This is a genomic window from Streptacidiphilus sp. MAP12-20, from assembly GCF_041262525.1.
Classification (GTDB): domain Bacteria; phylum Actinomycetota; class Actinomycetes; order Streptomycetales; family Streptomycetaceae; genus Streptacidiphilus.
The window spans coordinates 28,259-52,820 of record NZ_JBGCCK010000026.1 but is presented as its reverse complement, the minus strand read 5'-3'; the positions used below and the strand labels follow the sequence as shown (position 1 = coordinate 52,820).

General features: G+C 71.2%; 27 protein-coding genes. 10 read left to right on the top strand and 17 right to left on the bottom strand.

What is annotated here, in order from left to right; translation table 11 throughout:
- The first annotated feature begins 27 nt into the window (after positions 1–27).
- The 4 genes from ABIA32_RS28355 (at position 28) to ABIA32_RS28340 (ending at position 3,460) form a co-directional block, all read left to right on the top strand.
- Entirely contained in the window at positions 28–816 is a 789-nt protein-coding gene (locus ABIA32_RS28355; protein ID WP_370101416.1) for an SAM-dependent methyltransferase, read from the top strand.
- Positions 817–880: 64 nt separating this feature from the next.
- The gene (locus tag ABIA32_RS28350) at positions 881–1,117 is read left to right on the top strand and encodes a hypothetical protein (RefSeq protein WP_370101414.1); all 237 of its coding nucleotides are present in this window, start codon (positions 881–883) and stop codon (positions 1,115–1,117) included.
- Positions 1,118–1,198: 81 nt separating this feature from the next.
- Complete coding sequence (locus ABIA32_RS28345; RefSeq protein ID WP_370101412.1) at positions 1,199–2,029, top strand: N-acetylmuramoyl-L-alanine amidase; 831 nt, start codon at positions 1,199–1,201, stop codon at positions 2,027–2,029.
- Positions 2,030–2,182: 153 nt separating this feature from the next.
- Positions 2,183–3,460 (top strand): phosphodiester glycosidase family protein, encoded by a 1,278-nt coding sequence (locus tag ABIA32_RS28340; protein WP_370101409.1) that lies wholly within the window; start codon positions 2,183–2,185, stop codon positions 3,458–3,460.
- 18 nt (positions 3,461–3,478) lie between these two features.
- Here ABIA32_RS28340 and ABIA32_RS28335 read toward each other — a convergent pair whose 3' ends face one another.
- The 4 genes from ABIA32_RS28335 to ABIA32_RS28320 all read right to left on the bottom strand — a co-directional run bounded on the left by ABIA32_RS28335 (position 3,479) and on the right by ABIA32_RS28320 (position 7,485).
- Positions 3,479–3,925, bottom strand: a complete 447-nt coding sequence (locus ABIA32_RS28335; RefSeq protein WP_370101406.1) for an SRPBCC family protein — start codon at positions 3,923–3,925, stop codon at positions 3,479–3,481.
- 96 nt (positions 3,926–4,021) lie between these two features.
- Positions 4,022–5,473, bottom strand: a complete 1,452-nt coding sequence (locus tag ABIA32_RS28330; protein WP_370101404.1) for a DUF2252 domain-containing protein — start codon at positions 5,471–5,473, stop codon at positions 4,022–4,024.
- A 144-nt stretch (positions 5,474–5,617) separates the two neighbouring features.
- A complete protein-coding gene (locus ABIA32_RS28325) occupies positions 5,618–6,610 on the bottom strand; it encodes an MASE1 domain-containing protein (protein ID WP_370101401.1) in 993 nt (330 codons plus the stop codon).
- A 62-nt stretch (positions 6,611–6,672) separates the two neighbouring features.
- Entirely contained in the window at positions 6,673–7,485 is an 813-nt protein-coding gene (locus tag ABIA32_RS28320; RefSeq protein ID WP_370101398.1) for a PP2C family protein-serine/threonine phosphatase, read from the bottom strand.
- A gap of 201 nt (positions 7,486–7,686) precedes the next feature.
- Here ABIA32_RS28320 and ABIA32_RS28315 point away from each other — a divergent pair, with 201 nt between their 5' ends.
- Together ABIA32_RS28315 and ABIA32_RS28310 are read left to right on the top strand one after the other, a co-directional pair.
- Positions 7,687–7,845, top strand: coding sequence for a hypothetical protein (locus ABIA32_RS28315; protein ID WP_370101395.1), 159 nt, complete (start codon positions 7,687–7,689; stop codon positions 7,843–7,845).
- 11 nt (positions 7,846–7,856) lie between these two features.
- Positions 7,857–8,318 carry a GreA/GreB family elongation factor gene (locus tag ABIA32_RS28310; protein WP_370101561.1) on the top strand — a complete coding sequence of 154 codons (462 nt, stop codon included), beginning with the start codon at positions 7,857–7,859 and terminating at the stop codon, positions 8,316–8,318.
- 269 nt (positions 8,319–8,587) lie between these two features.
- Here the strand turns inward: ABIA32_RS28310 and ABIA32_RS28305 are convergent, their stop codons facing one another.
- Positions 8,588–9,142 carry a TetR/AcrR family transcriptional regulator gene (locus ABIA32_RS28305; protein WP_370101558.1) on the bottom strand — a complete coding sequence of 185 codons (555 nt, stop codon included), beginning with the start codon at positions 9,140–9,142 and terminating at the stop codon, positions 8,588–8,590.
- 193 nt (positions 9,143–9,335) lie between these two features.
- On the opposite strand from ABIA32_RS28305, the gene ABIA32_RS28300 reads away from it, so the two are divergent.
- On the top strand, positions 9,336–10,208 hold the full coding sequence (locus ABIA32_RS28300; protein WP_370101392.1) for a hypothetical protein: 873 nt from the start codon (positions 9,336–9,338) through the stop codon (positions 10,206–10,208).
- Positions 10,209–10,214: 6 nt separating this feature from the next.
- On the opposite strand, the gene ABIA32_RS28295 is transcribed toward ABIA32_RS28300, so the two are convergent.
- The 3 genes from ABIA32_RS28295 to ABIA32_RS28285 form a co-directional block, all read right to left on the bottom strand.
- Positions 10,215–10,541, bottom strand: a complete 327-nt coding sequence (locus tag ABIA32_RS28295) for a DUF6401 family natural product biosynthesis protein (RefSeq protein ID WP_370101389.1) — start codon at positions 10,539–10,541, stop codon at positions 10,215–10,217.
- A gap of 76 nt (positions 10,542–10,617) precedes the next feature.
- The gene (locus tag ABIA32_RS28290; protein WP_370101387.1) at positions 10,618–10,959 is read right to left on the bottom strand and encodes an iron chaperone; all 342 of its coding nucleotides are present in this window, start codon (positions 10,957–10,959) and stop codon (positions 10,618–10,620) included.
- A gap of 83 nt (positions 10,960–11,042) precedes the next feature.
- Complete coding sequence (locus ABIA32_RS28285) at positions 11,043–11,981, bottom strand: DUF998 domain-containing protein (protein WP_370101384.1); 939 nt, start codon at positions 11,979–11,981, stop codon at positions 11,043–11,045.
- A gap of 349 nt (positions 11,982–12,330) precedes the next feature.
- Here ABIA32_RS28285 and ABIA32_RS28280 point away from each other — a divergent pair, with 349 nt between their 5' ends.
- Positions 12,331–14,004, top strand: a complete 1,674-nt coding sequence (locus ABIA32_RS28280) for a hypothetical protein (RefSeq protein ID WP_370101381.1) — start codon at positions 12,331–12,333, stop codon at positions 14,002–14,004.
- Between the two features lie 34 nt (positions 14,005–14,038).
- Here the strand turns inward: ABIA32_RS28280 and ABIA32_RS28275 are convergent, their stop codons facing one another.
- Positions 14,039–14,665, bottom strand: a complete 627-nt coding sequence (locus ABIA32_RS28275; RefSeq protein ID WP_370101378.1) for an RBBP9/YdeN family alpha/beta hydrolase — start codon at positions 14,663–14,665, stop codon at positions 14,039–14,041.
- Between the two features lie 78 nt (positions 14,666–14,743).
- Between ABIA32_RS28275 and ABIA32_RS28270 the strand changes: the two genes are divergently transcribed.
- Positions 14,744–15,688: a LysR substrate-binding domain-containing protein gene (locus tag ABIA32_RS28270; protein ID WP_370101375.1), complete on the top strand. Its 945-nt coding sequence runs from the start codon at positions 14,744–14,746 to the stop codon at positions 15,686–15,688.
- Between the two features lie 121 nt (positions 15,689–15,809).
- Here the strand turns inward: ABIA32_RS28270 and ABIA32_RS28265 are convergent, their stop codons facing one another.
- Positions 15,810–17,417: a neuraminidase (sialidase) gene (locus ABIA32_RS28265; RefSeq protein WP_370101372.1), complete on the bottom strand. Its 1,608-nt coding sequence runs from the start codon at positions 17,415–17,417 to the stop codon at positions 15,810–15,812.
- Positions 17,418–17,959: 542 nt separating this feature from the next.
- Here ABIA32_RS28265 and ssuE point away from each other — a divergent pair.
- Complete coding sequence (gene ssuE / locus ABIA32_RS28260; protein WP_370101369.1) at positions 17,960–18,529, top strand: NADPH-dependent FMN reductase; 570 nt, start codon at positions 17,960–17,962, stop codon at positions 18,527–18,529.
- A gap of 105 nt (positions 18,530–18,634) precedes the next feature.
- Here the strand turns inward: ssuE and ABIA32_RS28255 are convergent, their stop codons facing one another.
- From ABIA32_RS28255 to tenA, 7 genes are all read right to left on the bottom strand, one after another.
- The gene (locus tag ABIA32_RS28255) at positions 18,635–19,414 is read right to left on the bottom strand and encodes a DUF1684 domain-containing protein (protein WP_370101366.1); all 780 of its coding nucleotides are present in this window, start codon (positions 19,412–19,414) and stop codon (positions 18,635–18,637) included.
- 44 nt (positions 19,415–19,458) lie between these two features.
- Positions 19,459–20,445 (bottom strand): ABC transporter substrate-binding protein, encoded by a 987-nt coding sequence (locus tag ABIA32_RS28250; protein ID WP_370101363.1) that lies wholly within the window; start codon positions 20,443–20,445, stop codon positions 19,459–19,461.
- Between the two features lie 53 nt (positions 20,446–20,498).
- Complete coding sequence (locus ABIA32_RS28245) at positions 20,499–21,275, bottom strand: amino acid ABC transporter ATP-binding protein (RefSeq protein ID WP_370101360.1); 777 nt, start codon at positions 21,273–21,275, stop codon at positions 20,499–20,501.
- A complete protein-coding gene (locus ABIA32_RS28240) occupies positions 21,272–22,144 on the bottom strand; it encodes an amino acid ABC transporter permease (RefSeq protein WP_370101357.1) in 873 nt (290 codons plus the stop codon). Before ABIA32_RS28240 ends, ABIA32_RS28245 begins: the two co-directional genes overlap by 4 nt.
- Positions 22,144–22,653, bottom strand: a complete 510-nt coding sequence (locus tag ABIA32_RS28235; protein WP_370101555.1) for a GNAT family N-acetyltransferase — start codon at positions 22,651–22,653, stop codon at positions 22,144–22,146. The genes ABIA32_RS28240 and ABIA32_RS28235 overlap by 1 nt, the downstream gene beginning before the upstream one ends.
- A 447-nt stretch (positions 22,654–23,100) precedes the next feature.
- Positions 23,101–23,889, bottom strand: coding sequence for a TVP38/TMEM64 family protein (locus ABIA32_RS28230; RefSeq protein ID WP_370101354.1), 789 nt, complete (start codon positions 23,887–23,889; stop codon positions 23,101–23,103).
- Entirely contained in the window at positions 23,877–24,530 is a 654-nt protein-coding gene (gene tenA, locus ABIA32_RS28225) for a thiaminase II (protein WP_370101351.1), read from the bottom strand. Before tenA ends, ABIA32_RS28230 begins: the two co-directional genes overlap by 13 nt.
- Between the last annotated feature and the right edge of the window lie 32 nt (positions 24,531–24,562).

Genomic DNA, 24,562 nt, shown 5'->3' with positions numbered 1-24,562 from the left:
GTCTGCCGACTCGGACTGGAGCAGCCCGTGGAAACCCCGCCGCCGAACATCGCCCGCGTCTACGACTACCTTCTCGGCGGCAAGGACAACTACGCCGCCGACCGGGCCCTCGGCGACCGGATCGCCGTCGCACTGCCGCAGGTGCACCTCGGCGTCCAGCAGCAACGTGCCGTGCTGCGCCGGGTGGTGGACCACCTGGTCCGCGAGGCCGGGCTGCGGCAACTGATCGACATCGGGTCCGGCCTGCCCACCGCGGAGAACGTGCACCAGGTCGCCCAGCGCATCGACCCCGAGACCCGCGTCGTCTACGTCGACAACGACCCCGCCGTCCTCGCCCACGCCCGTGCGCTGCTGGCGGACAACAAGCAGACCGTCGTCACGGGCGGCGACCTGCGCCACCCCGCCGAGCTCCTCGCCGACCCCGTCCTGCGCGACCACATCGATCTCGACCAGCCGGTCGGCCTGCTCCTGTGCGGCATCCTCCACTACATCCTCGACGACGAAGACCCCTACGCCGTCGTCCGCACCCTGGTCGACGCCCTGCCCTCCGGCAGCTACGTCTTCGTCCACCACCTCATCACCGCCGGCCCCGACGTCGACGCGGATGTCGCCGAAGCGGAGGCCGCCCTGCGCCAGGGCGTCGGCCGCGGCCAGTTCCGCAGCCACGACCAGGTCGCCGCCTTCCTCGACGGCCTCGACCTGGTCGATCCCGGCGTCGTCACCGTCACCGAGTGGCGCCCCGACACCGACACCCTGTCCCTGGAGACCCACCCCGTCCTCCGCCTCGCCGCCGTCGGCGTCGCGCGCAAACCCTGATCGGACGAGGCGGCACCGGTCGGGCCGGTGTGCGGAGACCGCGCGACCGGCGGAAGCTGGAAGCATGACCCACGAAGCCCTGGACCGGGGACATCCGGTCGAGATCGCCGCACTCGTGCCGCACGAGCGCGGGCGCCAGGTCCGCATCGAGCGCCCGGGCACCACCCCCGTCGTGGTCTCCTGCTCCAGTCGCGAACAGTTCGTCGAGGTACTGGCGCGCGAGCGACCGGACCTGGCCCCCGATGACGAGCGGCAGATCCATTGGGCCGACCATCCCGGTGAGTGGCGGTCCGCGCTGTAGGCCCTGTCTGACCGCGACACGCGAACACGCGAATGAACGTCGTGCGTGCCGACGAGGCGAGGTCGTGCCTATCGTCGCCTCATGCTCGTAGAACGACGTCTGATGTTTCGACGGGTGGCCCAGGTCGCCCTGCTCGGGGGCGTCACCGCAGTCACGGCGCGCGCCTCCGCCTCCACTGGTGCGGATCACACGCCCGCGCCTCCGGTGTGGTCCGATCCGGTGGCGGTGCGCTGGCTGGCGACACAACCCGCGATCGTCTCCCGGCTGGACTGGGACACCGCCGGTCACCGCGGCTCGCTGCCGGCGCCCCGGTACGCGACCGCGGTGAAGGCCGTCTTCGTCCATCACACCGACAGCGGAAACGACTACCGGGCCGACCAGGTCCCGGACATCATCGGCAGCATCGACTACGACCAGACGGGTCGGCGCGGCTGGGACGACATCGGCTACAACTTCCTCGTCGACCGCTTCGGCACCGTCTACGAGGGACGCCACGGCGGGATCGACCGGCCGGTGATCGGCGCCCACTGCAGCGGGTTCAACCTCGGCACCGCCGGTATCGCCGCGATCGGCACCTTCACCGACGGTGCGGTGGCGCCGAAGCCGATACTGCAGGCGCTCAGCGGGCTGATCGCCTGGAAGCTGAGCCTGCACGGGGTCGATCCCCGCTCCTCGACCACCTTGACCTGCAGCGACTCGCTCAGTCGCTTCCAGGCGGGCAGCCGGGCCACCTTCGCGGCCGTGTCGGGTCACACCGACGCCGACTGCACCTACTGTCCTGGGTCGTCGCTCTACGCGGCGCTGCCCGGGGTCCGCCTCGAAGCGGCCCGGATCCAGCAGGGCACCCTCCATCCCGTCTTCGGGGAAGCGCGACCGGTCCTGCAGGCCGCGCCACCGCCGCCGACCGCCTGACCGGCAGAGGCCGCGCGGGCGCCGCGCAGGGGTCACGCGGGGCGCGTGCGGGTGATTCAGGGCGCGGCGGCGGTTGGCGCCGACGCAGGCACGGCATGCATCCATGCAGACAATCCGCTCATCTGATCCGCGCCCGCCGTCAGAGGATGCTCGATGCCCGACTTGCCCGACTCGCCCGACTTGCCAGACTCGCCCGACTCCCCAGACCTGCCCGACCTGTCCGACCTGCCCGACTCGCCCGACAAGGCCGCCGGCACGCCCACGTCGCGACACCGCCGCCGCCTGCTGCCCTGGAAGCGCGCACGGGATCTGACGCCCACCCAGCGGCGTCGCCGACGCATCGTCACCCGGAGCGCGCTGGCGGCAGGCCTCGTGTGCACCGGCTGGCTCGGCTGGTCCGTCGGCCAGGCGCTCACCTACCCGGGCAAGGACAGCGTCGAGGCCCGGCTGGCCGAGTGGGGCCGGGACCACCACCTGGGCCTGGTGATCAACCAACTCGAGGACTGGCAGTACCAGCTCAACCCGCCCAGGGTCGGCGGCTCCCTCTCCGCCGCCGCCCTGGCCCGAATGAAGGCGACGCAGAGCACGAGCGACCACAGCACCGCCGTGCCGCTGCTCTCCCCCATGCCCACCAGCATCACGCCGCGCCTTCCGGGCGAGGGGGTGTGGCGCACGCTGGTCAACTACCACGGGCTGCCGCTGGTCCAGGGCACCTACATTCGGCCCGACGCCGAGCACTCCTCCTACGAGGCGGCGGTCGCCTGGATCAGCGCCGCGCACGCCAGGTTCCTGCTGCACCCGGGCTTCCGCGAGCCGGGGGGGAGCTTCAGCGTGCCGCCGACCATCCCGGTGGGCCAGCGCACCGGGCTGATGGCCACCTGGAACGGTGGCTTCCGCATCACTGACGGCACCTCACACGGCGGCTTCTACCTCGACGGGCAATACGACTCGACACTGCGCGACGGCGCGGCCTCCGAGGTCTTCTACCGCGACGGCTCGATCCGGATCGGCTCCTGGGGCCGGGACGTGACGATGACGCCGAACGTCATCGGTGTCCGCCAGTGCCTGACGCTGATGGTGGACGGCGGCCGGATCGCGGACAACATCGACGTGCCGTACGCCTACGGCTGGGCCTACCAGGGCAAGAAGTACGTCGAACGGTCCGGGGTCGGCGTCACCGCCAAGGGTGACGTCATCATGGTCGTCGGCCAGGCCCTCTCCGCCCGCACCCTGGCCGAGCTCATGCAGCACGCGGGCGCGGTCCGCGCGATGCCGCTCGACATGAACGGCGCCTGGCCCTCGTTCATGAGCTACGACGCGAGCCTCGACCCCGCCAACCCCAAACCGACCAACGTCCTCGACTTCGGCGAAGCGGCCGACCGCTACTACACGCAGGCCACCCGCGACTTCGTCGCCGTCTACGCCCGCTGAAACCGGGCCCGCCCGGTGCTATGACGCCTCGACAGCCGCCTTGATGCGATGCGCGAACGCGTCCGCGTCCTTGCGGGCGGCGCTCAGGGCGAAGCCCTCGAGGAGCTTGCCGATGCCGTGGCCCTCGAGAATGTTGTAGACCCTCAGCCGGGTCTTTCCCTCGGCCAGCCTCTCCAGGTCGTAACCGCCCTCCGCACCCGTCACCAGGTTCTTCGAGACCTCCGTCCAGCGGAGCCTGGTCGGCGGCTGGAACTCGGTGATCTTGAACTCGCGGTGGCTCTTCATCCCGGCGTCCTTGACCGTGCTGCGGTACACCGTGCCCACCGAGGTCGGCCCGTCGGTCTCCTTCTCCATCTCCAGGACTCTGGGGCTGAACTTGGGATCGTTCTCGCCATCAGCCAGGAACGCGAAGACCTCCTCGACGGGGCGATCGATCTCCACTGTCCCTTCGAACTGACCGGACATGGCTCTCCTCCTGGGTCACTCGACCCCCGCGAGCCGGAAGGGGCTCACCTCGAGTATCGACCGTCCTGCCGGGCACCGCCATGGACACTGCACGGGTCACCGCGCGGGGTCGACGGTCTCCGCCCGCAGTCGACCGGCCGCGACCGCGTCCACGAGGGCTTGGTGGTCGCGCTCGTTCTGGTCGGCGTAGGACTCGGCGAACGCCGCGAGCGCGCGGTCGAAGGAGTCGCTGCGGCCGAGGTAGGCGGCGATGGCGATCCGGTCGCCGGACCTGGCGTGCGCGCGGGCCAGGGTGGCGCCGCACATCTCGCCGAACGCCCTCATGCCCTCCGGCAGCATCTCCTCCGCCACGGCGATGCCCTTCCAGTCACGCAGCTGGCGGACGTAGAAGTCGCGACGTCGGCCGTCGATGCCGTCCACCCGCTCCCAACCGAGGAAGATGTCGCTCGCCGCCTGCATCAGTCGCTGGCCGGAGACCACCCGCTCGCCCTGGTTCCGGTACTCGCTGGCGCCGACGTGCGCCGCGAGGACCGAGTCGTCGGCCTCCTTGGCCTGCAGGAACAGCGGGTCCTGGCCGTCGCGGCCGAGCAGCAGCAGGATCCAGCATCGGGTGCCGACGCTGCCGACCCCGACGACCTTGCGTGCCACGTCCACCAGCCGGTAATGCTCCACCAGAGTGCGCCGGTCGGAGGAAAGGGTGCGGCCGTAGCGTCCGATCAGACCGCGGATCTGCTCTTCCAATGCGCCACGCGTCACGTCGGGGAGCAGGTCGGCGAGCGAGACGAGCAGCGGCGGGTCGGCGGCGATCCGGACCTGGCCGTCGACCGTCTCGGTGAGCTTCTCGAATGCCTGGAGGCTGTCGCGGGTACGGGCCTTGGACATCTCGCGTGCGAGAGCCTTCTGACCGCGCTTGTGGATTCGGCTCGCGGCGAACTCCCGGAGCCGGTCCGCGTCCATCCGGGCGTACCAGACGTCGAGGTTGCGCATCTCCGCGAACCCGGCCATCGCCTCACGGTAGGACCGGACCGTGGCGCGCACGATGTCCGATCGTTCCGTCTCGTCGAAGCCGTTCGCCCGTCCGGCGATGACCAGGCTGGCGGAGAGCCGTTTGACGTCCCACTCCCAGGGGCCGGGCAGGGTCTCGTCGAAGTCGTTGATGTCGAACAGCAGCTGCCGCTCCGGAGAGGCCAGCAGCCGGAAGTTCAGCATGTGGGCGTCGCCGCACAGTTGGGCCCTGATGCCGGAGTCGGGCGAGCCGGCCAGATCGGAGGCCATGATCGCGGCGGCTCCCCGGTAGAACCGGAACGGGGACTCGCTCATCCGGCCGTAGCGGATCGGCACGAGTTCCGGGACCCGCCGCGCGGACTGGGCCTCCAGAATGCCCAAGGGGTCCGGCCGGTCCTTCGGCGGCCGGTACTCGCCATGGCTCGACCGGGGCACGCGCCGCCGGGCCTCCCTGCCACGGGCCGCCCGCTCCTCCGGATCGGCAGGCGCGACCGGGCTCGGGGCGTTGACCGTCTCCTCGGACACCTCAGGCACCTGAGACATCGCAGGCCTCCAGACTGATCTGAATGATCTGACTGATCCGATTGTTCCGCGAGCGCCGTGGAGCCGGGCAACGGCCACGCGCAGCGCCCTCACCACCGATCATCGCGGCCGCGATCCGATTCGGCATCAGCGGACGAGCGACGATCACAGGTCCCGGGTCGGCGGCCATGGCTCATTCGCCTCGCCGGGGGCCAGCCGGGCCACGAGTTCGGCGAGGCCCACGCAGGCCTCCTCGATCCTGCGGTGCGTGGCGTTCCGTTCCGCGATGACCGCGGACAGCAGCAGTGCTGTGAGCGCGGCCGAGCCGTTGAGCGCCTGGAGCTCGGTCATCGTCGCCAGGATGCCCCGTCCGGCGAAGAGCCCGGTGTGGCGGGTGGCCGCGGGGACCGCGAGCACGGAGATCAGCAGCACGCACGGCGCGGCGATCGGCAGCTGGAACCGGAGCGCAGCCCAGGTCAGCAGGGGGAAGACGAGGAAGAGCACGTCGACCGAGCTGCTGATGTCGGCGACCATGATCACAGCGCAGCCCACCAGCGGGACGGCCGCCTCCGCCCACCAGCGCAGCGGAAGGTCCCAGGGCCGCCCGGCCCACCGGCCGACCAGCAGCAACGGCGTCACCACGAGCACGCCCATCGCGTCTCCCGTCCACCACGCCGACCATGCCGCCCAGTAGCCGTGCGCCGGCAGCACCCCGGTGCCCAATAGGACGAGCGTCGCGGTCGTCGCGCTGATCAGCATCGCCGCGAGGGCCGCCAGGAACACCAGGGCGACCCCGTCCCGCAGACGGTCCAGCTGACTGCGGAAGCCCGCGCGCCTGAGCAGCCAGTAGGCGGCGAGCGGGGCAACCGTGCTGCCGACGACGACGCCCGGCGTCCCCACACCCACCCCGCCCAGCGATGCCACGACCAGGAGCTGTCCGAGCGCGATCCCCGGCCACACCCTCGGCCCGAGCAGCACCAGACTCGCCACCGCCACCCCCGTGGGCGGCCAGACCGGAGTCACCCGGACGCCGCCGACGACGATCTGAGCCAGCAGGCCGAGCCGACCGCTCCCCAGGTACACCGCGGCCACGGCGAGGATCCAGAGGGCGAGCGGCACGAGGTCCCGGAGCTTCCGGTTGCGCACGAGGGCAGGCATGGCACCACTTTCCAGCCGCGCCGCCCGCTGTTCCCACCCTGACACGCCCCCGAAGGCGGGGATCATCCGTGGCGCAGCACCAGGACCGCCGCGTCATCCGCGTGGCCGGTGAGTTCGGCGATCCTGATCACCTCCGTGGCCAGCTCGCCGGGGTCCCCGCCGGCGCCGTTCCTGGCTGCCTCCCTGACCCGCTCGAGCCCCTCCTCCAGCGAGAAGGTGGGGCCCTCCACCACGCCGTCCGTGACCAGGACGACCGCCCCGGTGCCGGACAGCCTGCGGCGGGACACCGGGTAGGGCTCCCCCGGCAGAATGCCAAGCGGCAGGCCGCCTGCGTCGTCGGCTATCTCGGCGGTTCCGTCCCGCGAGGCCCGAACGGCGGGCACGTGACCCGCGCGGGCCACGGCCAGTTCCGCGCTGCTCGGGTCGTAGCGCAGCAGGCAGCAGGTGGCGAAGAGGCCGCGGTCCATGGACAGCAGCAGGTCATTGGCCTGGCTCAGCACCTCGCCCGGATCGGGTGTGACGGTGGCCAGGGCGTGGAGCACGATCCTGACCTGCCCCATCAGGGCGGCCGCCTCCACGTCGTGTCCCTGCACGTCCCCGATGGAGAAGCCGAGCGCGCCGTCGGGCAGCACGAAACCGTCGTACCAGTCCCCGCCTATGTCGAGCCCGTGTCGCGCGGGCGCGTACCGCGCGGCGGGCCGCAGACCCGGTGCGCTCGGCAGTGCGGCGGGGAGGAACTCGCGCTGCAGGGCCTTGGCCAGCTCCACCCGCGCCCGCTGCAGCTCCACCCGCTCCAGCGCCTGGGCGGTGAGCTGCCCGAGCGCGCTCAGCAGGTCGTCCGAGCTCGCGGTCGGAGGAGGACGGCGTCGGGGCATGAGCGGCTCCAGGCTCCAGGGGACGTCTGGACTACAGCGGCCTCTGCCGATCGACTCTACGCCCGAAGGACCGGCGGCGGGCAGCGCGGGTGACCGGTTGCGGACTGCTGGGGAGCGCGTTTGAGTTGTTGGTAGTCGCTCGCGATCGGACGGCTGCTCCAACCGGCTCAGGCGCCCTCGGCGCCACGGCGAGGAGGAAGCATGTCCCACCACAAGTCCAACAAAGAGGTCGAAGGCGACCCCGACACCGGACACGGCCGCGGCATGCCCCGACGGCCCGACGAGGACGAGCTCGAGGAACGGACCGAGGAGGACCGCGAAGAGGTCGGCCTGTCCCCGGAGCCGGAGGGCGAGGGATGACCCGCGGGCCGGTGACCGGGGAGCCCGAACCGATCAGTCTCGCCGCTCTCCGCGCGCTCGAACAGGAGCTCGCGGACCTGCACACCGAACGCGACGCGGTCGCCGTGACGCTCGGCGTCACCGACTCGGCCGGCGACCGCGCCGACCAGGCCGACGAGCTCCAGCGCGTCAACGAGCTCACCCGCCTGGACAACCGCATCGACGAGCTCAGCACGCGGCTCCGCCAGGCCTCCGTCGCGGGACCGCCCAGTACGGACGTCGTCGGCGTCGGCAGCACGGTCACGGCGCGCTTCGGCGACGATTCGACGGAGACGATCCAGATCGGCGAGCTCGCCGAGTCGCAGGACCGGACCCTGGTCACCGCCGACAGCCCGCTCGGCCGCGCGCTGCTCGGCCACCGGGTCGGCGAGACCGTGCGGTACGACACCCCCAACGGCAAGGACACCGCGACGGTCCTGTCCATCGGTGGCTGAGCCGACGGTCGACGATCTTCGGTCGACGGTCGCTCCCGCCCAGCATGCCGAGGCGGTCAGGCTGTGGCACGTTGGATCAGGGGCAGCGTCTGCGAGAGGAGTGGCCATGTCGTCGAAACGGCGTCGTAAGAAGAAGGGTCGCCGCAAGCACGGAGCCAATCACGGGCACCGCCCCTGCTGCTGACGTCCAGCCTGTTGTCACGGACCACAGCCACGGACCGCATCCCGCACCGGGGTGCGGTCCGTGGCTGTGCAGGCTCCGGCCGGGCTCAGCGCCCGAGCCGCGCCACCTCGACCTCGATCGCCTCCCGCATCAGCGCGCGGGCGTGCTCCACCGGGATGCCACCCGACAGCCAGCGACCGCTCAGCCCTTCCAGCAGCGCCGTCAGCCGCTCGGCGGCCGAGGCGAGGGCGACGGCGGTGCTCAACGGGCGGATCTCCCCCAGCAGCTCGGCGACCTCCTGGATCCAGGACAGCGTGGCCTTGGCCAGGTCCTCCCGCAGCTCCGGCTGGAAGACCGCGCTCTGCCGCAGCTCACCCCAGGCGGTGCTGTTCTCCCTGACCTCCGGAGTCTCCTGCAGTTCGAGCAGGAGCGTCTGCTCCAGCTCCTCGCGCGGCCCGAGCGGAGGCGCGTCAGGGTCGCGTTCGGCGGTGTAGCGCTCGGCGCGCTCGTTGATGAACTGGAGCGTGGCACGCAGGATGCCCGTCCGGTCCTTGAAGTGGTAGTAGATCAGCGCCGTCGACACGCCGGCCTCGGCCGCCAGCTCCTCGACCCGCAGGCCGCGGACCCCCTTTCGGGCGATCACTCGCGCGGCTGCTTCCATCATCGCCGTTCTACGGTCCGTCACGGGCTCAGCTTAGCGATCAGACTGAAATATCAGTCGGATGCCGTCGTCGCCGGTCCTCACCCGCTTGGACCGGTCAGCGCGCGCTCCGCCGCGAGGGCTCGGACGCTGGGAACACCATCGGGGGAGGTCGGCGTGCCCCTCGGGGGCGCCTCAGCACGGAGGACGCGCAGTGTCCAACCAACTCATCACATCCACACAGCACCAGGTACAGCTCGCACTCTCGGTCGACATCGGCGGCGGCATCTCCAACGCCTGGTCCAAGTTCGCCGCGTTCGTCCCGAAGTTCCTCGCCTTCCTGGCGATCATGGTCATCGGCTGGTTCGTGGCCAAGTTCGTGGCGCGGATGCTGGACAAGCTGATGCGCCGCATCGGATCGGAGAAGGTCGCCGAGCGCGCGGGCATCGGCCGGGCCCTCCAGGGCTCCAGCTACGACATGACCGGGATCGTCGCCAAGATCGTCTACTACGCGATCATGCTGATGGCCCTGCAATTGGCCTTCGGAGTATTCGGGCCCAACCCGATCAGCGTGATGATCAACTCGATCGTCGCCTGGCTGCCCAAGGGCCTGGTCGCGGTCATCATCGTCGTGGTCGCGATGGCGATCGCGAACGCCGTCCGCGACATCGTCGGCAACGCGCTCTCCAGCGCCTCCTACGGCAAGGCCATGGCGACGATCGCCTGGGCTGTCATCGTCGTGCTCGGCGCCTTCGCCGCGCTCGGCCAGGCCGGGATCGCGACCTCCGTCACCGGGCCGGTGCTGGTCGCGGTGCTGGCGGCGATCGCGGGCGTGGTGATCGTCGGCGTCGGCGGCGGCCTGATCAACCCGATGCGCGGCCGCTGGGAGCGCTGGCTGGACTCGGCCGAGAAGGAGACGGCGAAGATCCGCAGCTCCGGCAGCGCCTACCAGCTGGGCCGCGAGACGGCGATGACGAACCAGCCGGTCCGTGACATCGAGCGCACCGGACGCGAGGGCGGCGGCACGATGGGCGGCGGACGCGAGGGCGGCGGCACGATGGACGGCGGCGACATGCCGATGAGCTGACGCCGGTCAGTGCGGGTCCGGCTCCAGCAGCCGGTGCTCGCGCACCAGCCAGGAGACGGCGGTGAGCCGGCAGACGGCGTAGTCGTAGCCGACCGGCTCCCGCCAGCCGATCTCGGTCAGCGCGTCCTGGAAGCCCAGCGCATAGTCGGAGAGATCCTCGGGGTCCGGCGCCCCGGCCACCAGGCCGGGCTCCGGGCCCCACAGCTGTTCCCGCAGGTCGGCCACGTGCTGGTCCACGGACGCGACGAAGCCGGGCTCGAACGCGAACTCGGCGAAGCGCGGCGAGTAGGCGTCGGCCACGCGGGCCAGCGGCACGAAGGGAACCTCGGACATGCGCTCCACCGTACGGTCCGACCCGCACGCGCGGAACCGGCCGGAGGGCCCCCACCGGTGAGACCTTCGGCACAGCTCAGTCGCTCAGCGCGGCCGTCACGAACTCCCGCAGCTCGTCGTCCGACATGCCCGCCGCGTCGTCCGGACGCAGCCTGATCGTCGCCTTACCGTGGAGTAGCTCCGGATGCCGGGCGGCGAAGCCCGCGTCGCGGCCGTGCTGCCAGCCGTAGAGCGAGACGCCGTGCCGCCAGGCGGCGAGGTAGAGCCGGCGCCCGGCGGTGCGGTAGGTCGGGATGTCGTACGAGAGGACGACCTCCGCCTCCGGGTGAGCACTCAGGATCAGCCCGTGGATCCGGTCGAAGAGCGGCCGGTGCTCGGGGGCGATGGCGTCGATGTAGGCGCGGACCGCAGGCTCCATTCCGCCATTCTGCGCCTCCCTCCCCCGCCCGGCACGCCGCCACGCCCCGTCCCCGGCCGCGGGCCCGGCCGGGCCCGTCGGCCTCAGGCCCAGGTCTTCGCGTCTCCGCCGAGCCAGGTCACCACCGCGGGATCGTCCAGGTTGACGTCGTGGAAGCCGCGGTCACGGCAAAGGCGCAGCACGTCCTCGGGCCGGAAGGCGGGTCCGGCGTCGTAGCCCTGGATCTCGACGCGACGGAACGGACGCGTGCCGGGCACGACCGCATGGACGGTGACCAGTGTGTTGGCGCTCATGCCTCCAGCCTGCACCCGTCCTCTCCCCCAGGCATCCCGGACCGCCGCAGGCTCCGCATGGACGACCCGGGCCGCGGCGAGCCATCGCGGGCCCCGCCATCTCGAACCCCGCCATCTCGAACCCTGCCGTCCCCAACCCAGCCATTTCGACCCCAGCCCCACGCAGGACCCCACGACGACCAGCGGCCACACCGCCTGTCCGGTCGTCAGCAGCCGCTCCACCAGCCCGGCGGCGCCATGGCCCCACAGTTCCTCCAGGAACCAGAGCGCGCCGAGCAGGAACAGCGCCGTCACCGTGACCGACAGAACCGGACGCAGGCCCCAGGCCGAGAGGTCGCGGCGCCGGTAGGCCGCGAGGGTCGGCCAGACAGCCAGGAACGAGTACCCGAGCACCACCCCCGTGCTGTGCCGCATCGAACCACCGCTCGGCGGCACCGGCGAGCAGGCCACCAGGATCGACGCGGCTCCCCCGGCAGCCAACGCCACGCGCCCGGCCAGGCCGGCGACCCGGAGCCCGAGCGCGGTCACCATATGGCAGACCCCGAGCACCCCGATCGCACCGCCCATCAGCCACGGAAAGGCCGCGCCGCTGCCGGCCAGCTCGCTGATGGTGTCGGTCACCGGGTCGTACCCCGGTGCCTGGAGCGCGGCGCCCACCACCCATCCGCCGATCAGCACGACGGGCGCTGCACCGGACGACACCACCGCCCACCACGGAACACGTCGCATCGAGCCACGGTAGGCCGGACACACCCGCCGACCTCGCTCCCACGCGGGAGCGGGGCGATCACTGACCCAGTCGGCCGAACGTCCCTCCGGCATCCCCCGCCGCACCCGCCGCACCCGCCCCCGACGGCGCGTCAGCACTCTCTCTCACACGGCCAACTTCCAGCATTCACAAGCCAATTGAGCGAACAGCAGCCCAACCGAACCGGAATGTGCACCTTCCCTCGACATCCGCACAGCCATCACCTAGGTTCCCAAAAGGCTTGGCTCGCCCAGGGCCTGCCAAGTCGAGATCCGGTCCACAGCATCGGCCGTCGGCAGCGTCGCCGACGGTTCGGACAGGGAGGGGCTCGTGGGTTCACGGAACGTCAGGAAGAAACTCGCCGTCTGGGGTTCGGCGCTGACCGCGCTGACCGCCTTCGCGGTGACACCGGTGGCGGCCTCCGCCGCTGGTCACAGCGTTGCCGCGGCGAAGGCGACGACAGTCGCCGGCCACCCGAGCTGCGCGTCGAACCTGAAATGGTGCACCGAGGTCGACGACAGCGAGATGGTCTTCGGCGACGGCCACTACATCGGGCACGACGAGCCGTCGGTCCTGTACTACAGCAACAAGGCCGGGGCGGGGAACAACGACACCTACACCCTGCGCCTGCCGAAGGACCCGCCGACCCAACCCAAGCAGGACGGCTCCGGCAGCACCTGGAACTTCCAGCTGCACCCGGCCTTCTGGTTCGGCATGGCGATGTGCGACGACCAGTCCGCCCCCGGCCCGGCCAGTGGCAACGCCACCTGCACGCCGAACTCGGACAGCAACATCTACAACGACTCCAACCCCAGCTCGCCGCACTACATCGGCAAGCACCCGGGTTCGGCGTTCATGGAGATGCAGTTCTACCCGCCCGGCTGGGTCCCGTGGCCGGCCGGCAACAGTTGCGACCCGACGAAGTGGTGCGCGGCCCTGAACATCGACAGCCTGTCGCTGGACTACAACAAGGGCCTGCAGAACAACCCGTCCTGCCAGGCCGCCGCGGGCGTCGAGTACGTCAACTTCGCCTTCCTCACCAAGAACGGCCAGGCGACCTCGCCCGCCGACCCGACCAACAACAACCGGTTCAACCTCGACCCGGCGCACGACTTCTTCATGAAGTCCGGTGACGTGCTGAAGGTCCACCTCTTCGACACCAGCGGTGGGTTCAAGGTGGAGGTCAACGACACCACCGCGCACCAGCGCGGCTCGATGACGGCCTCCGTCGGCAACGGCTTCGCGCAGGTCAAGTTCGACCCGACCGCGTCGTCCTGCACCACACTGCCATCCGCGTTCCACCCGATGTACTCGACCTCGAGCGAGCAGACCCGGGTCCCCTGGGCCGCCCACTCCTACAACACGGCCTACTCCGACGAGACCGGCCACTTCGAGTACTGCGCCGCCTCCGACCCGGCCACCGGCAACTGCACCCAGGCCGCCGGATCCGCGACGCTCGACAGCGACGACAACGGTTGCTTCAACCCGAGCGACTCGACGCTCGTCGCGATCGGAGGCTGTCTGGGCAACACGCCGACGGACGACGACTACAACGGCGTGCCGTACCAGAAGACCTGGCCGGGCACCGGCACACCGGCCGTGGACCGGGCCACGAAGCCGACGGCGATCGTCTTCAGCAGCCCGACCTTCAGGGACGGACAGCAGTTCTCGCGCGTGGCCTTCGAGACCGACCTGCCGCGCATCGAGGACAACGGAACTCTGGCCAACCCCTGCAACCGCCTCACCGGCGCCAACTGCGTCAACCCGCCGCCGGGGGCGAACTTCTACCCGTTCTACACCACCACGCGCATGGACGGCTCGTGCGTCTGGCAGGAAGGCGGGGCGAGCATCCCCGGCACGACGAACACCTTCGGCGGCAACTCGCAGGCGGAGTTCGGCGGTCTGCTCCAGCTGGTCTACCCCGGCCTCAGCAACAACCCGCGCTTCGTCTACAACGACTTCCGGCAGGTGCTGAACAACAACCCCTGTCGCGCGTCGAACTAGCCCGCGCGAACCGCACAGGCGGGGCCCGCCCGGATCAACGTCCGGGCGGGCCCTGCCCGTTCTGGTCTGCCCTGCCCACCAGCCGCTTCGAGCCGTCGAGGCACCAGTCGAGCACGCCCGGCCAGGGACCGTAGCCGTCGCCCATGGCGAGATGTCCGCCGCCGGGCACGACGTCGGTGTCCAACCCGAAGACCTGGGCCGCGCCCTCGGGACAGCAGGGGTCGTCGTCACCGGCCGCCACCCGGACGTCGGCCAGCCGCGCCGGCTCGACGACGGGCGGGGCGAACCCGAGCAGCTCCGACTGCCGCAGGATGAAGGACGCGGACGGCGGGGCGACGAGCAGCACCCGGTCCACCCCGAGCTCGCCGGGCTCGAACCGGTCCACCGCGTGCAGCCAGAGCAGGCATCCGAGGCTGTGGCAGACCACCACTCGCTCACCTCCGCCGCCCGAGCCACCCAGTCCGGCTACGCCCCGCCGGAGTTCGTCCAGCCAGCGGTCCAGCACCGGCTCGTCAGGGCCCGGCAACTGCGGGTAGATCACCCGGTGGCCCATGGACGTGAGCTGCTCGGCGAGCCAGCGCTGCCAGTGCCCCTCCGGGCGGCGGTTCTGCCAGCCGTGCAGCAGCAGGAATCTCCGGACAGCGGGATCGTTCTCGGTCATGGTCTCGCTTCTCTCGCGGCCGTCTCTGCATGCCGATCCTCACGCCTCGCTCCGCGCAGGTCCAGTTAATCTTTCCGCGTGGAACCCTTCAGCGATCCCTTCACCATCGACCTGCGGCGCCTCGGCGTCCTGCGTGAGCTGGACCGGCGCGGCAGCGTGGCCAGGACGGCCGAGGCCCTGCACCTGACCTCGTCAGCGGTCTCCCAGCAGCTCGCCGCGCTGGCCCGTGAGGCGGGCGTCCCGCTGGTCGAGCGCGAAGGGCGCGGCGTCCGGCTGACGCCACAGGCGCGCGTGCTGCTGGAGCATGCCGATCTGATCGCCGCGCAGCTGGAACGCGCCCGCGCGGACCTCACCGCCTTCGACCACGGGCGGCGCGGCACGGTGACCATCGGCTGTTTCGGCAGCGGCATCCAGGGCCTGCTGCCGGAGGCGCTGCGCGCACTGGCCGCGCGACAGCCCAAGGTCCGCGTCCGCGTCCGGGAGGCGCAGCCGCCGGACCTGTTCACCTCCCTGGACGCGGGCCTCGTCGACGTCGCGGTCTGCGTGGACTTCGCCGCCGCCCCGCCTCACACCGACCGGCGTTATGTCCGCACGGACCTGCTCACCGACGTACTAGACCTCGCCCTGCCCGCCGGACACCGCCTCGCGGACACCACCGCCGAGCCCGTTCCGCTGCGGGAACTGGCCACCGACGCCTGGATCGTGGGCGACCCGCGCAGTTGCTGCGGCGCGGTGACCCGATCGGCCTGCGCGGCCGCAGGCTTCACCCCGGACATCCGGCACGCCGTCGACGACTGGCACGCCCTGGCCGCGCTCGTCGAGGCGGGAGCCGGCGTCGCGCTCGTGCCCCGGCTGGTCCAGCCGCTCCACCGACCCGGCCTCGTGCTGCGTCGACCGAGCGGGCCGCCCCCGATCCGCAACATCTTCGCAGCGGTCCGCAACGGCTCCGAGCACGACCCGGTCCTCGCCGCCGTCCTCGCCCACCTCCGCGACGCGGGCCGTGCGGCGGCCGCCCGCGCCTAGGGCCGTGGCCGGTCCCGCAGGTCTGAACGAGCGGACCTGCGGGAGCGGCTCAGCGGCTCAGCACTGCTCCGTATCAGCACTGCACTATGTCAACACTGCACTGCGTCAACACTGCACACCGTCAGCGGCGCAGCCCCGCGAACGGGTGCGCCGCCGTGGCCACCGCGCTGCCGGAGCCGGGTGCCGCGAGGGCGTCGGGGTAGGCGAGCCCCGTCGACGTCGACGGCGTCTGCGCCGGCCCGCGCAGGGTCTCCGCCCGGTAGAGACCGCTGAAGGCGTCCGCGATGTTCTGCGGTTGGCCGGAGTTCGTCGCCACCAGCACCGGACGGACGAAGGGACCGTCGTTGGTGATCGCCTCGTAGTCGCCGAGCATGTGACCGCCCGCATTCGGAGCGAGCAACCAGTCGAAGACCGGGGTGATCTGACGCTCCACCGGATTGGCCTCGCCGCCGCGCGGGAAGGTCAGCAGCCAGCCCGCGCCCGGCAGGGTCGTGGTGTTGCCCGGCTGGAGGTAGCGCAGGTCGTAGTAGCTGACCGCGACCGTTCCGTGCGCGTCGACGGTGATCGACGGGGTGAAGGCCGGGCTGTTCGGCGCCTGGCTGAGCCGGACCGGGGCACTCCAGTGGCGGCCCCCGTCGCCGGAGTGCACCAGCTGGATCTGGTCGTACTTCCCGCCGGAGAAGTCCGAGCCCTCGTAGGCGAGGTAGAGCTCGCCGGTGCTCGGGTCGATGGCGACGTTCGGCAGCCCGCCGCCCGCGCGCACCGCCTTGGTCGGGTCCGTCGGCGCGTTCGGGTCGACCTCGGCCACGGAGGTGTCCGGGGTGACCTTGACCGGCTTGCTCCAGGTCCGGCCCTGGTCGCGCGAGCTGACCATCGCGTAGTGGGTGTCGACGGCGGTGTTCCCGCTGGCGTCCGAGTAGGTGATCGAGTTGAAGAAGTCGTAGAGCACGCCCGTGTGCCGGTTCACCACGATGACGTTGCCGATGGTCTGCGAGAACGGCACGGTCGTGGTGTCCACGAAGGGCTTCGCCGCCGACCAGGTCCTCCCCCCGTCGCGGGTGATCGACAGGTAGGCCGGCCCGGTGAACGAGGTGCTGGTCCCCACGAGCCGGTCCCAGACCTGGTAGGCCACGCCGGGGTGCAGCGGGTCGGCGGTCACGGCGTTCTTGTCGTTGGTGACGGTGACGTCGTTGTCGTCGATCAGCTTGGTGATGTGCTTCCAGGTGCGGCCGCCGTCGTAGGAGGTGGCCGCGGCGACGCCGCTGCGGTTCGTCGTCGCGTCGAAGACCAGCGCGCTGGCGTAGGCGGTGCCGTCCGGGCCGAAGCTGACCCAGCCGTCCGAGGCGCGCTGGTAGTCGAGCCCGCCGGGCGCGCAGTGGGTGAACGGCAGGGCGACATGCTGGAAGTGCCTGCCGTCGCTGCTGTAGCTCTCGCCGAGGCCGCGGGAGCCGCCGTTGGACCAACGGTCCTGCTGGTAGATGGATATGACCTGGCCCGGCTTACGCGGGTTGGCCGAGATGGAGGGCTCGTCGGCGGTGGTCGGCGTGTTGGTGCCCGTCCCGTCGTGGCTGATGTCGCAGGCGGCATACGGGTCGCCGGGCGAGATCAGGCCCAGGAACCCGTTGTTGCCGTGCCCCGCCGCACCGGCCTGACCGGCGGCGGTGGTGGAGGCGAGGAGCGCGACTGTGACGGCGGTGGTCAGCAGGGAAGCTCTGGAGCGGATGCGCATGGAACCCCCGGTGTGTGTCGACTGTGGTGGCATGGGACCTGGCGGACGCTGCTGATGCCCTGTGGCGCAGGGTGTCAGACGGTTCGTCAGCCCGCCCGAGCCTACCCACCCGAGGCGGCCGTGCACACGGCAACACCACGATCCGTGGTGCCTGTTCTCCACGCGCGACGATTCGCTCGGACCGAATCCCGGACTCCGATCCGTCGCATGCGGTGCGATATTCACCGGCGAATGTCATCGGTCATTGACGCAATCCACCGCGGCTGACATTCTTCTTCATGTGAGTCAGTCCGAGGTCCTCGCCGCGCGCCTTCACGTCGATCTGCGACGTCAGGCCAGCGCCATCTGTGCCGACGGCCGCTGAGCGTTCCGCTCACCCCTCGTAGCTCACCTTTCTGCGCTTCCCCGCGCCCCCACTCCCCAGTCCTGGCGCGGTCCTGACGTCCCTTCGCGTTGCCCGACCGCGTTTATTCCCGATATCCCGACATTCGCCGGCCGACTTCGTCGACCGGTCATTCCTGGCTGAATTCAGGAGCCTTGAGTTGCCCACTCTCCTTGTCATTTCCGGAAGTCCCTCGCCCGCCTCGCGCACCGCACTGCTCGCCGGCCATCTCGCGCAGCGCCTCTCCCTCACCGGCTTCGACGTCGAACACCTCGACCTGCGCGGCATGCCGCCGGACGCGATGCTCTCCGGTGACGCCGACCACCCCGAGCTGCGGCAGGCGCTCGACGCCGTCGCGGGCGCCGAGGGGATCGTCGTCGCCACCCCCGTCTACAAGGCCGCCTACACCGGGCTGCTCAAGGCCTTCCTCGACCTGCTCCCGCAGGATGGGCTGGCCGGCAAGACCGTGCTGCCGCTGGCCACCGGCGGGACCATCGCCCACCTGCTCACCATCGACTACGCGCTCCGGCCGGTGCTGAGCGCGCTGTCCGCGCGTCACGTCGTCGGCGGCTGCTTCCTCCTCGACCGCACCATCGAGCGCCCCGACGAGCGATCGGGGGAGACGGCGGACGTCACGCTCACGCCCGAGGCCGAGCTGCGCCTCTTCGAGGCGGTCGACGCCTTCATCGAATCACTCCCCTCCGGTCCCGTCCTCTCCTCCGCAGCCTGACCAGCCTGACGCCGCGACCACCATTGCGCGCAGCAAGCAAGGGGGCCGGGATCCGTCGACGGATCCCGGCCCCCTTGCTTGCTGTGCGGAATGCCGCGCGCGGCCTCAGTGCCGCAGGACGCGGGTCTCGCCCGCCCGCACCGCGACCGGCAGGGTGTTGCCGGGCGGCGGGAACGGGCAGATGAAGTGGTCGGCGAAGGCGCACGGCGGCAGGAAGGCGCGGTTGAAGTCCAGCACCGTCGTCCCGTCCGCCGCCGGAGCCGGCAGCTCGACGAAGCGGAAGCGGTACGTGTCCTCGTCCGCGTCGGCGAAGACCGCGCTCAGCCCGCCCGTCACGCCCTGGCCCACGGCGAGCCGGTATTCCTGCCCGCCCGCCGTGAAGGCGGCCTCGCCCGCCAGCGCCAGTCCGCGCTCACGTCCGTCGGCGTTCGGCACGGCCACCGTGCGCTCCGCGTCGAAGGGTGCGTAACGGGCGGCCAGCGCCCACTGCGGGTCGTAGGGGTGTGCCCCGATGCCCGCGAACGCGGCGCGCGCGGGCGAGGCCGGGTCGAAGATTCGGACCGCGTACTCGCCCTCGCGCTGGATCAGCTGCAATCGCCGACCGCCGTGGGCGATCCGCGACGGCCGCTCCGCCGTGTCCGGACAGAGCCGGACGGTCCGGTCGAGCGGCTCGTCGTCGACGGAGAGCCCGTCGTGGCGCGCCGCCGTCAGCGAGACACAGCCGCCCTCCCCGTCCAGCTCCCACCGGCCGGGGACACCGGGCACACCGGCGCCCAGGTCCCGGAGCCAGTGGGTGCCGGTGAGGGAGAGCGGACCGTGCGGCGCGCGTACGGTGATGACGCGCTGGTCCAGCCAGTGCTTCCAGGCGTCGCGTGCCTTGGTCATGAAGATCCTGCCTCTCTACCGGTGCTGCCCTGTCTTCCGCCCTGCTACTTGTTCGTGATCGGCAGACCGGGCGGGTTGATCTGCGCGGCGTCGACCGCTTCGGAGGAAAGGCCCCAGCGCGCCAGGATCTTCCCGTACGTCCCGTTCCTGATCAGCTCGTTGATCGCGTCGGCGATCGGCTTGACCAGTCCGCCGTCCTTCTTGACCGTCGCCGCGATCAGCCCCTGCAGACTGCCGCCCGCGCCCGAGACGACGCCGATCACCTCGGTCCGGCCGCTCACGTTCGCGTGGTACTGCGCGGTGGGGTTGGGGCCGAAGTACGCGTCGATCCGGCCGGACTGGAGGGCCAGATAGGTGTCGGCGTCGGTGCCGTAGTACTTCACCTGGACGGGCTTGAGGCCGGCCGCCACGTCCTCCTGGCTCCACTCCAGCAGGATCTTCTCCTGGTTGGTGCCCGAGCCCACCGCGATCGTCTTCCCCGCCACGTCCTTGGGGCCGCTGATCCGCCAACTGGTCCCCTTCTTCGCCTCGAAGGCGACGTTGTCCTTGCGGTAGGTGGCGAAGTCGTACTTCTGCTTGCGCAGTTCCGTGTCGGTGATGTTCGAGAAGCCGGCGTCGTACTTGCCACTGTCCAGGCCGACGAAGATCTGCGCCCAGGCGACCGGATGGTAGTCGACCTTCAGTCCGAGCACGTTCGCGACGGCAGCGGCGAGGTCGGGCTCGACGCCGATGACGGTCGTGTTGTCGGTGGCGTAGAAGTTGAGCGGCGCGGCCCCCTGGGAGGAGTCCACGACCTCGAGCGTGCCTCTCTGCCGTACCTCGGCGGGCAGTTCGGCCGCTATCGAGGCGACCTCGGGCGAGGTGTAACGGTGTTGGTTGGGCCCGGTGTTGATGCTGACCCCGTTCGCCGTCGGGGCCGCCGCGACGTCCGCGCTCGCGCTCCTGACCGAGCTGCTGCCGCAGGCGGCGAGCGCCGCGGCGACGGCGAGCGTGGTGGTGGCGAGGGCGGCGCGCAGGGGCTTCACGGACATGACGATTCCTGTCTCTGGTACGGAAGGAGGGGGGAGAGTGAAGGCGAGAGAGCTCAGAGGACCTTGGCGAGAAAGGCCCGGGTCCGCTCGTGCCGGGGCGCGTCGAGGACCTGGGCCGGTGGCCCCTGCTCGACGACGCGTCCGGCGTCCATGAAAACGACGGTGTCGGCCACCTCGCGCGCGAAGCCGATCTCGTGGGTCACCACGACCATCGTCGTGCCGGCGCGTGCCAGGTCCTTGATCACGTCCAGTACCTCGCCGACCAGCTCGGGATCCAGCGCGGAGGTGGGTTCGTCGAAGAGCAGGACCTTGGGCCGCAGCGCCAGCGCCCGCGCGATGGCGATGCGCTGTTGCTGGCCGCCGGAGAGCTGCCGTGGATAGGCGTCCGCCCGCTCCGCGAGTCCGACCCTGGCCAGCAGTTCCTCCGCGAGCGCACGGGCCTCCGCGAGCGGCACGCCCAGCGCGTGGACGGGCGCCTCCGCCAGGTTCTCCACGACGGTGAGGTGCGGAAAGAGGTTGAAGTTCTGGAAGACAAAGCCGATCCGCGCGCGCTGCCGCAGCACCTCGCGCTCCCGCAGCTCGTGCAGCCGGTTGCCGACGCGCCGGTAGCCGATCAGCTCGCCGTCGATGCTGACGGTGCCGGCGCTGAGCTTCTCCAGGTGGTTGATGCTGCGCAGCAGCGTCGACTTGCCCGAGCCGGAGGGGCCGAGCACGACCGTCACCTCGCCCGCCCGGACCTGCAGGTCCACGCCCCTGAGCACCTCCTGCGCTCCGAAGCTCTTGCGCAGCCCGCGCACGTCCACCATCACATCGGACGAAGCCTCGCTCATCGTCGACTCCCCTTCCCGAAGTGACGCTCCACCCACCACTGGAAGCCGGAGAGCACGGTCGTGAGCACCACGTACCAGGCGGTCGCGACCAGCAGCATCGGCACGACGCGGGAGGTGCGGCCGTAGATGACCTGGACCGTGTAGAAGAGCTCCATGATCGCCATGACCGAGACGATCGAGGTGTTCTTGAAGAGCCCGATCAGCTGGTTCGCGGCGTTCGGCGCGATGCTCCGCATCGCCTGCGGCAGCACGATCCGCCGCAACTGCCGCCACCTGGGCAGTCCGAGCGCGGCCGCCGCCTCCAACTGCCCCTGGTCGACGGAGAGAACGCCGGCTCGCACGATCTCGGACGCGAACGCGGCCTCGTTGACGGCAAGGGCCAGCACGGCCGCGCCCATCGCGCTGACCAGGCTGTTGGTGCTGATCGAGAAGAAGCCCGGACCGAAGGGCACGCCGATCTGGATCCGGTCGTAGAGGTAGGAGAGGTTGAACCAGAACAACACCTGCACCAGCAGCGGCACCGACCGCACCAGCCAGACGTAGCCGTAGGCGACCGCCCGCAGCAGTGGGCTGCGCGACAGCCGCATGAAGGCCAACACAAGCCCCAAGGTGAATCCGAACACAGCTGCCAGCACGGTCAGTTGCAGTGTCAGCCAGACGCCGTTCAGCACGCTCGGGTCGAAGAGGTACTGCCAGAAGGTGGGCCAGTCCAAGCCCGGGTTGGTGACCAGCGCGTGGCCGAACTGGGCGACCAGCACGAGCGCCGCCGCGACGGCGAGCCAGCGCCCGGGATGCCGGGTCGGGACCACGGTGAGCTCTGCGTCCGCCGGCTGGGTGGGGAGCGCGAGGTGGTCGACGGTGGTCGTCATCACGCTCCCCCGCCCGGCTGGTCCAGCCGCTTGGTGAACGGCAACGATCCGACCGTCTCGGGGTCCGCGTCGAGGTCGAACAGCGGCGTGTAGCCGGCCGCGAGGTAGAGGGCGCGCGCCTCGGGCTGGCGCGGGCCTGTCGTCAGGTGGATCGCGGTGTAACCGCGCGCGGCGGCCTCCTGTTCAAGCGAGTTGACGATGTGTCGGGCAAGGCCGCGGCGCCGGTGCGCCGATCCGGTCCAGATCCGCTTGAGCTCGGCCACCTGCGGCTGGTCGGCCCGGTAGCGGCGGAACGCGCCACCCGCGACGGGCTCGCCGTGCTCCAGCAGGAGCAGCAACGTCCCGTAGGGCGGGGCGAATTCGTCGGCCGGGTAGCGGGTGAGCTCGGTTCGGGCCTGGTCGCCGTGCTCGGGATAGCGCGTGCGGTACTCGTCGGCGAGCTCGCGCAGCAGCGGCTCGGCGAGGGGATCGTCGACGGTGACGGCACGCAGCTCAAAGGAGGCATCTATGGGGGGAAATACGGAGGAAACGACTGTTTCAGTCAAGGTGGTGCCTTTCCGCGCGACATCAGCGGGGGAGCAGACAGAACAGGGGACGACCGCGACAGCACGGAGTCGTGCACGGCAGCGGCGACGCAGCAGAGGGCGCCGGGCCCACGAGGTGGGCGCACGCGCCAGGGAAGGGCCGGGCAGAGCGGCCCGCTACCGAGTCAGCGGAGAGCGGTCAGGCGCAACACGCCGCGGACCACACCCGACCGAAGTCGATGTGGCCCCGGATGACCAGAGGCTGCTCGGTATTCACGAACACAGTTGACCAGCGCGTCAGCGCCTTCGTCAACCACCGTCCACGCTTCGGCGGCATGCCGCAACACTGCTGACACAAACGGCGAGTGCGCGCTTGACGTGCCGGGACGTCAGCGGCGTATCGAGGCCGCACACCCATGTCCCGGCGTTCCGTCAGAGCGACGCCGCGGCCCGCTCCTTGCTCCGCGTCGTGGCTGCTCGTCCCCTGCCGGAGACCTTGCCGGAGACCAGCCGTGGCAGCACGGTCACCGCGCCCAGGAGCATCAGCGCCGCGATCGAGGCCCACACCCCGAGCGGGCTCGGCGCGGAAGCCGTGGCGCCCGCGAGGACCAGGGCCGCCGTTCCCGGGACGACGCCGAGCACGGTCGCGGCGGCGAAGGGGCGCAGCCTGGTGCCGCCGAGGGCGCAGCCGTAGTTGATCGCGGCGAAGGGCAGCACCGGCAGTAGGCGCATCGCGAGCACGGCCCGGAACCCGTGCTCGCGCAGCTCCCGCTCGGCCGCGGCCGCCCACGCGCGCCGCCGCTCGAACCCCCACCGCCGGAATGTCGGCCACCGGAACGCGGGCCGCCGTCCGCGCAGCACACGGCGCGCCAGCGCGAAGGAGGCGGCCGCGCCCAGCGTCGTGGCGGCGACGGCCAGGCCGAGCCCCTCGGCCAGCCCGAACCAGGCCCCGGCGGCGACGTTCAGCAACGGCTTGGGCACCAGCACGACCGTCGCGGCGGCGTAGAGCAGGACGAAGACCGCGCCCGCCGCGACCGGCGGCAGCCCGGCCAGCGGATCGGCGCCCGTCAGCAGCCGCTCACCACCCAGCGTGACGACCACCACGGCCGCCACGGCCACGGCGGCCACCAGCACGGCCGGGAGCGCGAGAGCCTTCAACCGAGCCGAGGACCGCAGCCCGCCCCGGGATCGCAGCCCGCCCCAGGAACTCAGACCGGCCACGTCTCGCGGTTCCAGGCCGCGTCCCAGAACATCCACTCGTAGCGGGACGCGGTGACGAAGCGCTCGCGCATCCGCTCCCGCTCCGCGCCGGAGACCTCACCGCCGAGCGCGTCGGTCAGCGCGAGCACGCGGCGAACGACAGACTGGAACCCCTCGTCCCCGTAGGCCGCGATCCAGCGGGCGTACAGCGGGTCCGGCGAGGACTTCGCGAGCAGGTGCTCGCCGACCCGGGCGTAGATCCAGTAGCAGGGCAGCACCGCCGCGACCGCCTCCGGGTAGCTGCCGCCATAGGCCGCCGCCAGCAGGTAGCTGGTGTAGGCGCGGGTCGTCGGCAGCACCGTCTCGCTCAGCGGCTCCTCGCCCAGCTCCGCGCGGAACCCGGCCAGCAGCTCCTGCTCGGCCGCCAGCGCGCCGGACGCGTCCGCGACGAAGGCCTGCAGCGCCGCCGACTCCGGGGCCCGAGCGCCGCAGAGGGCGAGGGCACGGGCGTAGTCCCGCAGGTAGAGCGAGTCCTGCTCGACGAAGTGCCGGAACGCCGCGCGCGGGAGGGTGCCGTCGGTGAGCCCGCAGACGAAGGGGTGCTGCAGGATCTCGGCGTAGATCGACTCGATGTCCGACCACAGGTCTTCGGTGAGGCTCATGCCCCCGACCTTGCCATATGCCGCCGCCGAGG

What these genes read in the sequence shown, in the direction of transcription:
- ABIA32_RS28335 (WP_370101406.1), bottom strand. Translation starts at nt 3,925, where the DNA reads ATGTCCGGTCAGTTCGAAGGGACAGTGGAGATCGATCGCCCCGTCGAG.
- ABIA32_RS28315 (WP_370101395.1), top strand. Translation starts at nt 7,687, where the DNA reads ATGTCCCACCACAAGTCCAACAAAGAGGTCGAAGGCGACCCCGACACC.
- ABIA32_RS28275 (WP_370101378.1), bottom strand. Translation starts at nt 14,665, where the DNA reads ATGACCGAGAACGATCCCGCTGTCCGGAGATTCCTGCTGCTGCACGGC.
- ABIA32_RS28285 (WP_370101384.1), bottom strand. Translation starts at nt 11,981, where the DNA reads ATGCGACGTGTTCCGTGGTGGGCGGTGGTGTCGTCCGGTGCAGCGCCC.
- ABIA32_RS28265 (WP_370101372.1), bottom strand. Translation starts at nt 17,417, where the DNA reads ATGCGCATCCGCTCCAGAGCTTCCCTGCTGACCACCGCCGTCACAGTC.
- ABIA32_RS28245 (WP_370101360.1), bottom strand. Translation starts at nt 21,275, where the DNA reads ATGAGCGAGGCTTCGTCCGATGTGATGGTGGACGTGCGCGGGCTGCGC.
- ABIA32_RS28240 (WP_370101357.1), bottom strand. Translation starts at nt 22,144, where the DNA reads ATGACGACCACCGTCGACCACCTCGCGCTCCCCACCCAGCCGGCGGAC.
- ABIA32_RS28250 (WP_370101363.1), bottom strand. Translation starts at nt 20,445, where the DNA reads ATGTCCGTGAAGCCCCTGCGCGCCGCCCTCGCCACCACCACGCTCGCC.
- ABIA32_RS28325 (WP_370101401.1), bottom strand. Translation starts at nt 6,610, where the DNA reads ATGCCTGCCCTCGTGCGCAACCGGAAGCTCCGGGACCTCGTGCCGCTC.
- ABIA32_RS28295 (WP_370101389.1), bottom strand. Translation starts at nt 10,541, where the DNA reads ATGTCCGAGGTTCCCTTCGTGCCGCTGGCCCGCGTGGCCGACGCCTAC.
- ABIA32_RS28350 (WP_370101414.1), top strand. Translation starts at nt 881, where the DNA reads ATGACCCACGAAGCCCTGGACCGGGGACATCCGGTCGAGATCGCCGCA.
- ABIA32_RS28255 (WP_370101366.1), bottom strand. Translation starts at nt 19,414, where the DNA reads ATGACCAAGGCACGCGACGCCTGGAAGCACTGGCTGGACCAGCGCGTC.
- ABIA32_RS28330 (WP_370101404.1), bottom strand. Translation starts at nt 5,473, where the DNA reads ATGTCTCAGGTGCCTGAGGTGTCCGAGGAGACGGTCAACGCCCCGAGC.
- tenA (WP_370101351.1), bottom strand. Translation starts at nt 24,530, where the DNA reads ATGAGCCTCACCGAAGACCTGTGGTCGGACATCGAGTCGATCTACGCC.
- ABIA32_RS28305 (WP_370101558.1), bottom strand. Translation starts at nt 9,142, where the DNA reads ATGGAAGCAGCCGCGCGAGTGATCGCCCGAAAGGGGGTCCGCGGCCTG.
- ABIA32_RS28340 (WP_370101409.1), top strand. Translation starts at nt 2,183, where the DNA reads ATGCCCGACTTGCCCGACTCGCCCGACTTGCCAGACTCGCCCGACTCC.
- ABIA32_RS28290 (WP_370101387.1), bottom strand. Translation starts at nt 10,959, where the DNA reads ATGGAGCCTGCGGTCCGCGCCTACATCGACGCCATCGCCCCCGAGCAC.
- ABIA32_RS28320 (WP_370101398.1), bottom strand. Translation starts at nt 7,485, where the DNA reads ATGCCCCGACGCCGTCCTCCTCCGACCGCGAGCTCGGACGACCTGCTG.
- ABIA32_RS28345 (WP_370101412.1), top strand. Translation starts at nt 1,199, where the DNA reads ATGCTCGTAGAACGACGTCTGATGTTTCGACGGGTGGCCCAGGTCGCC.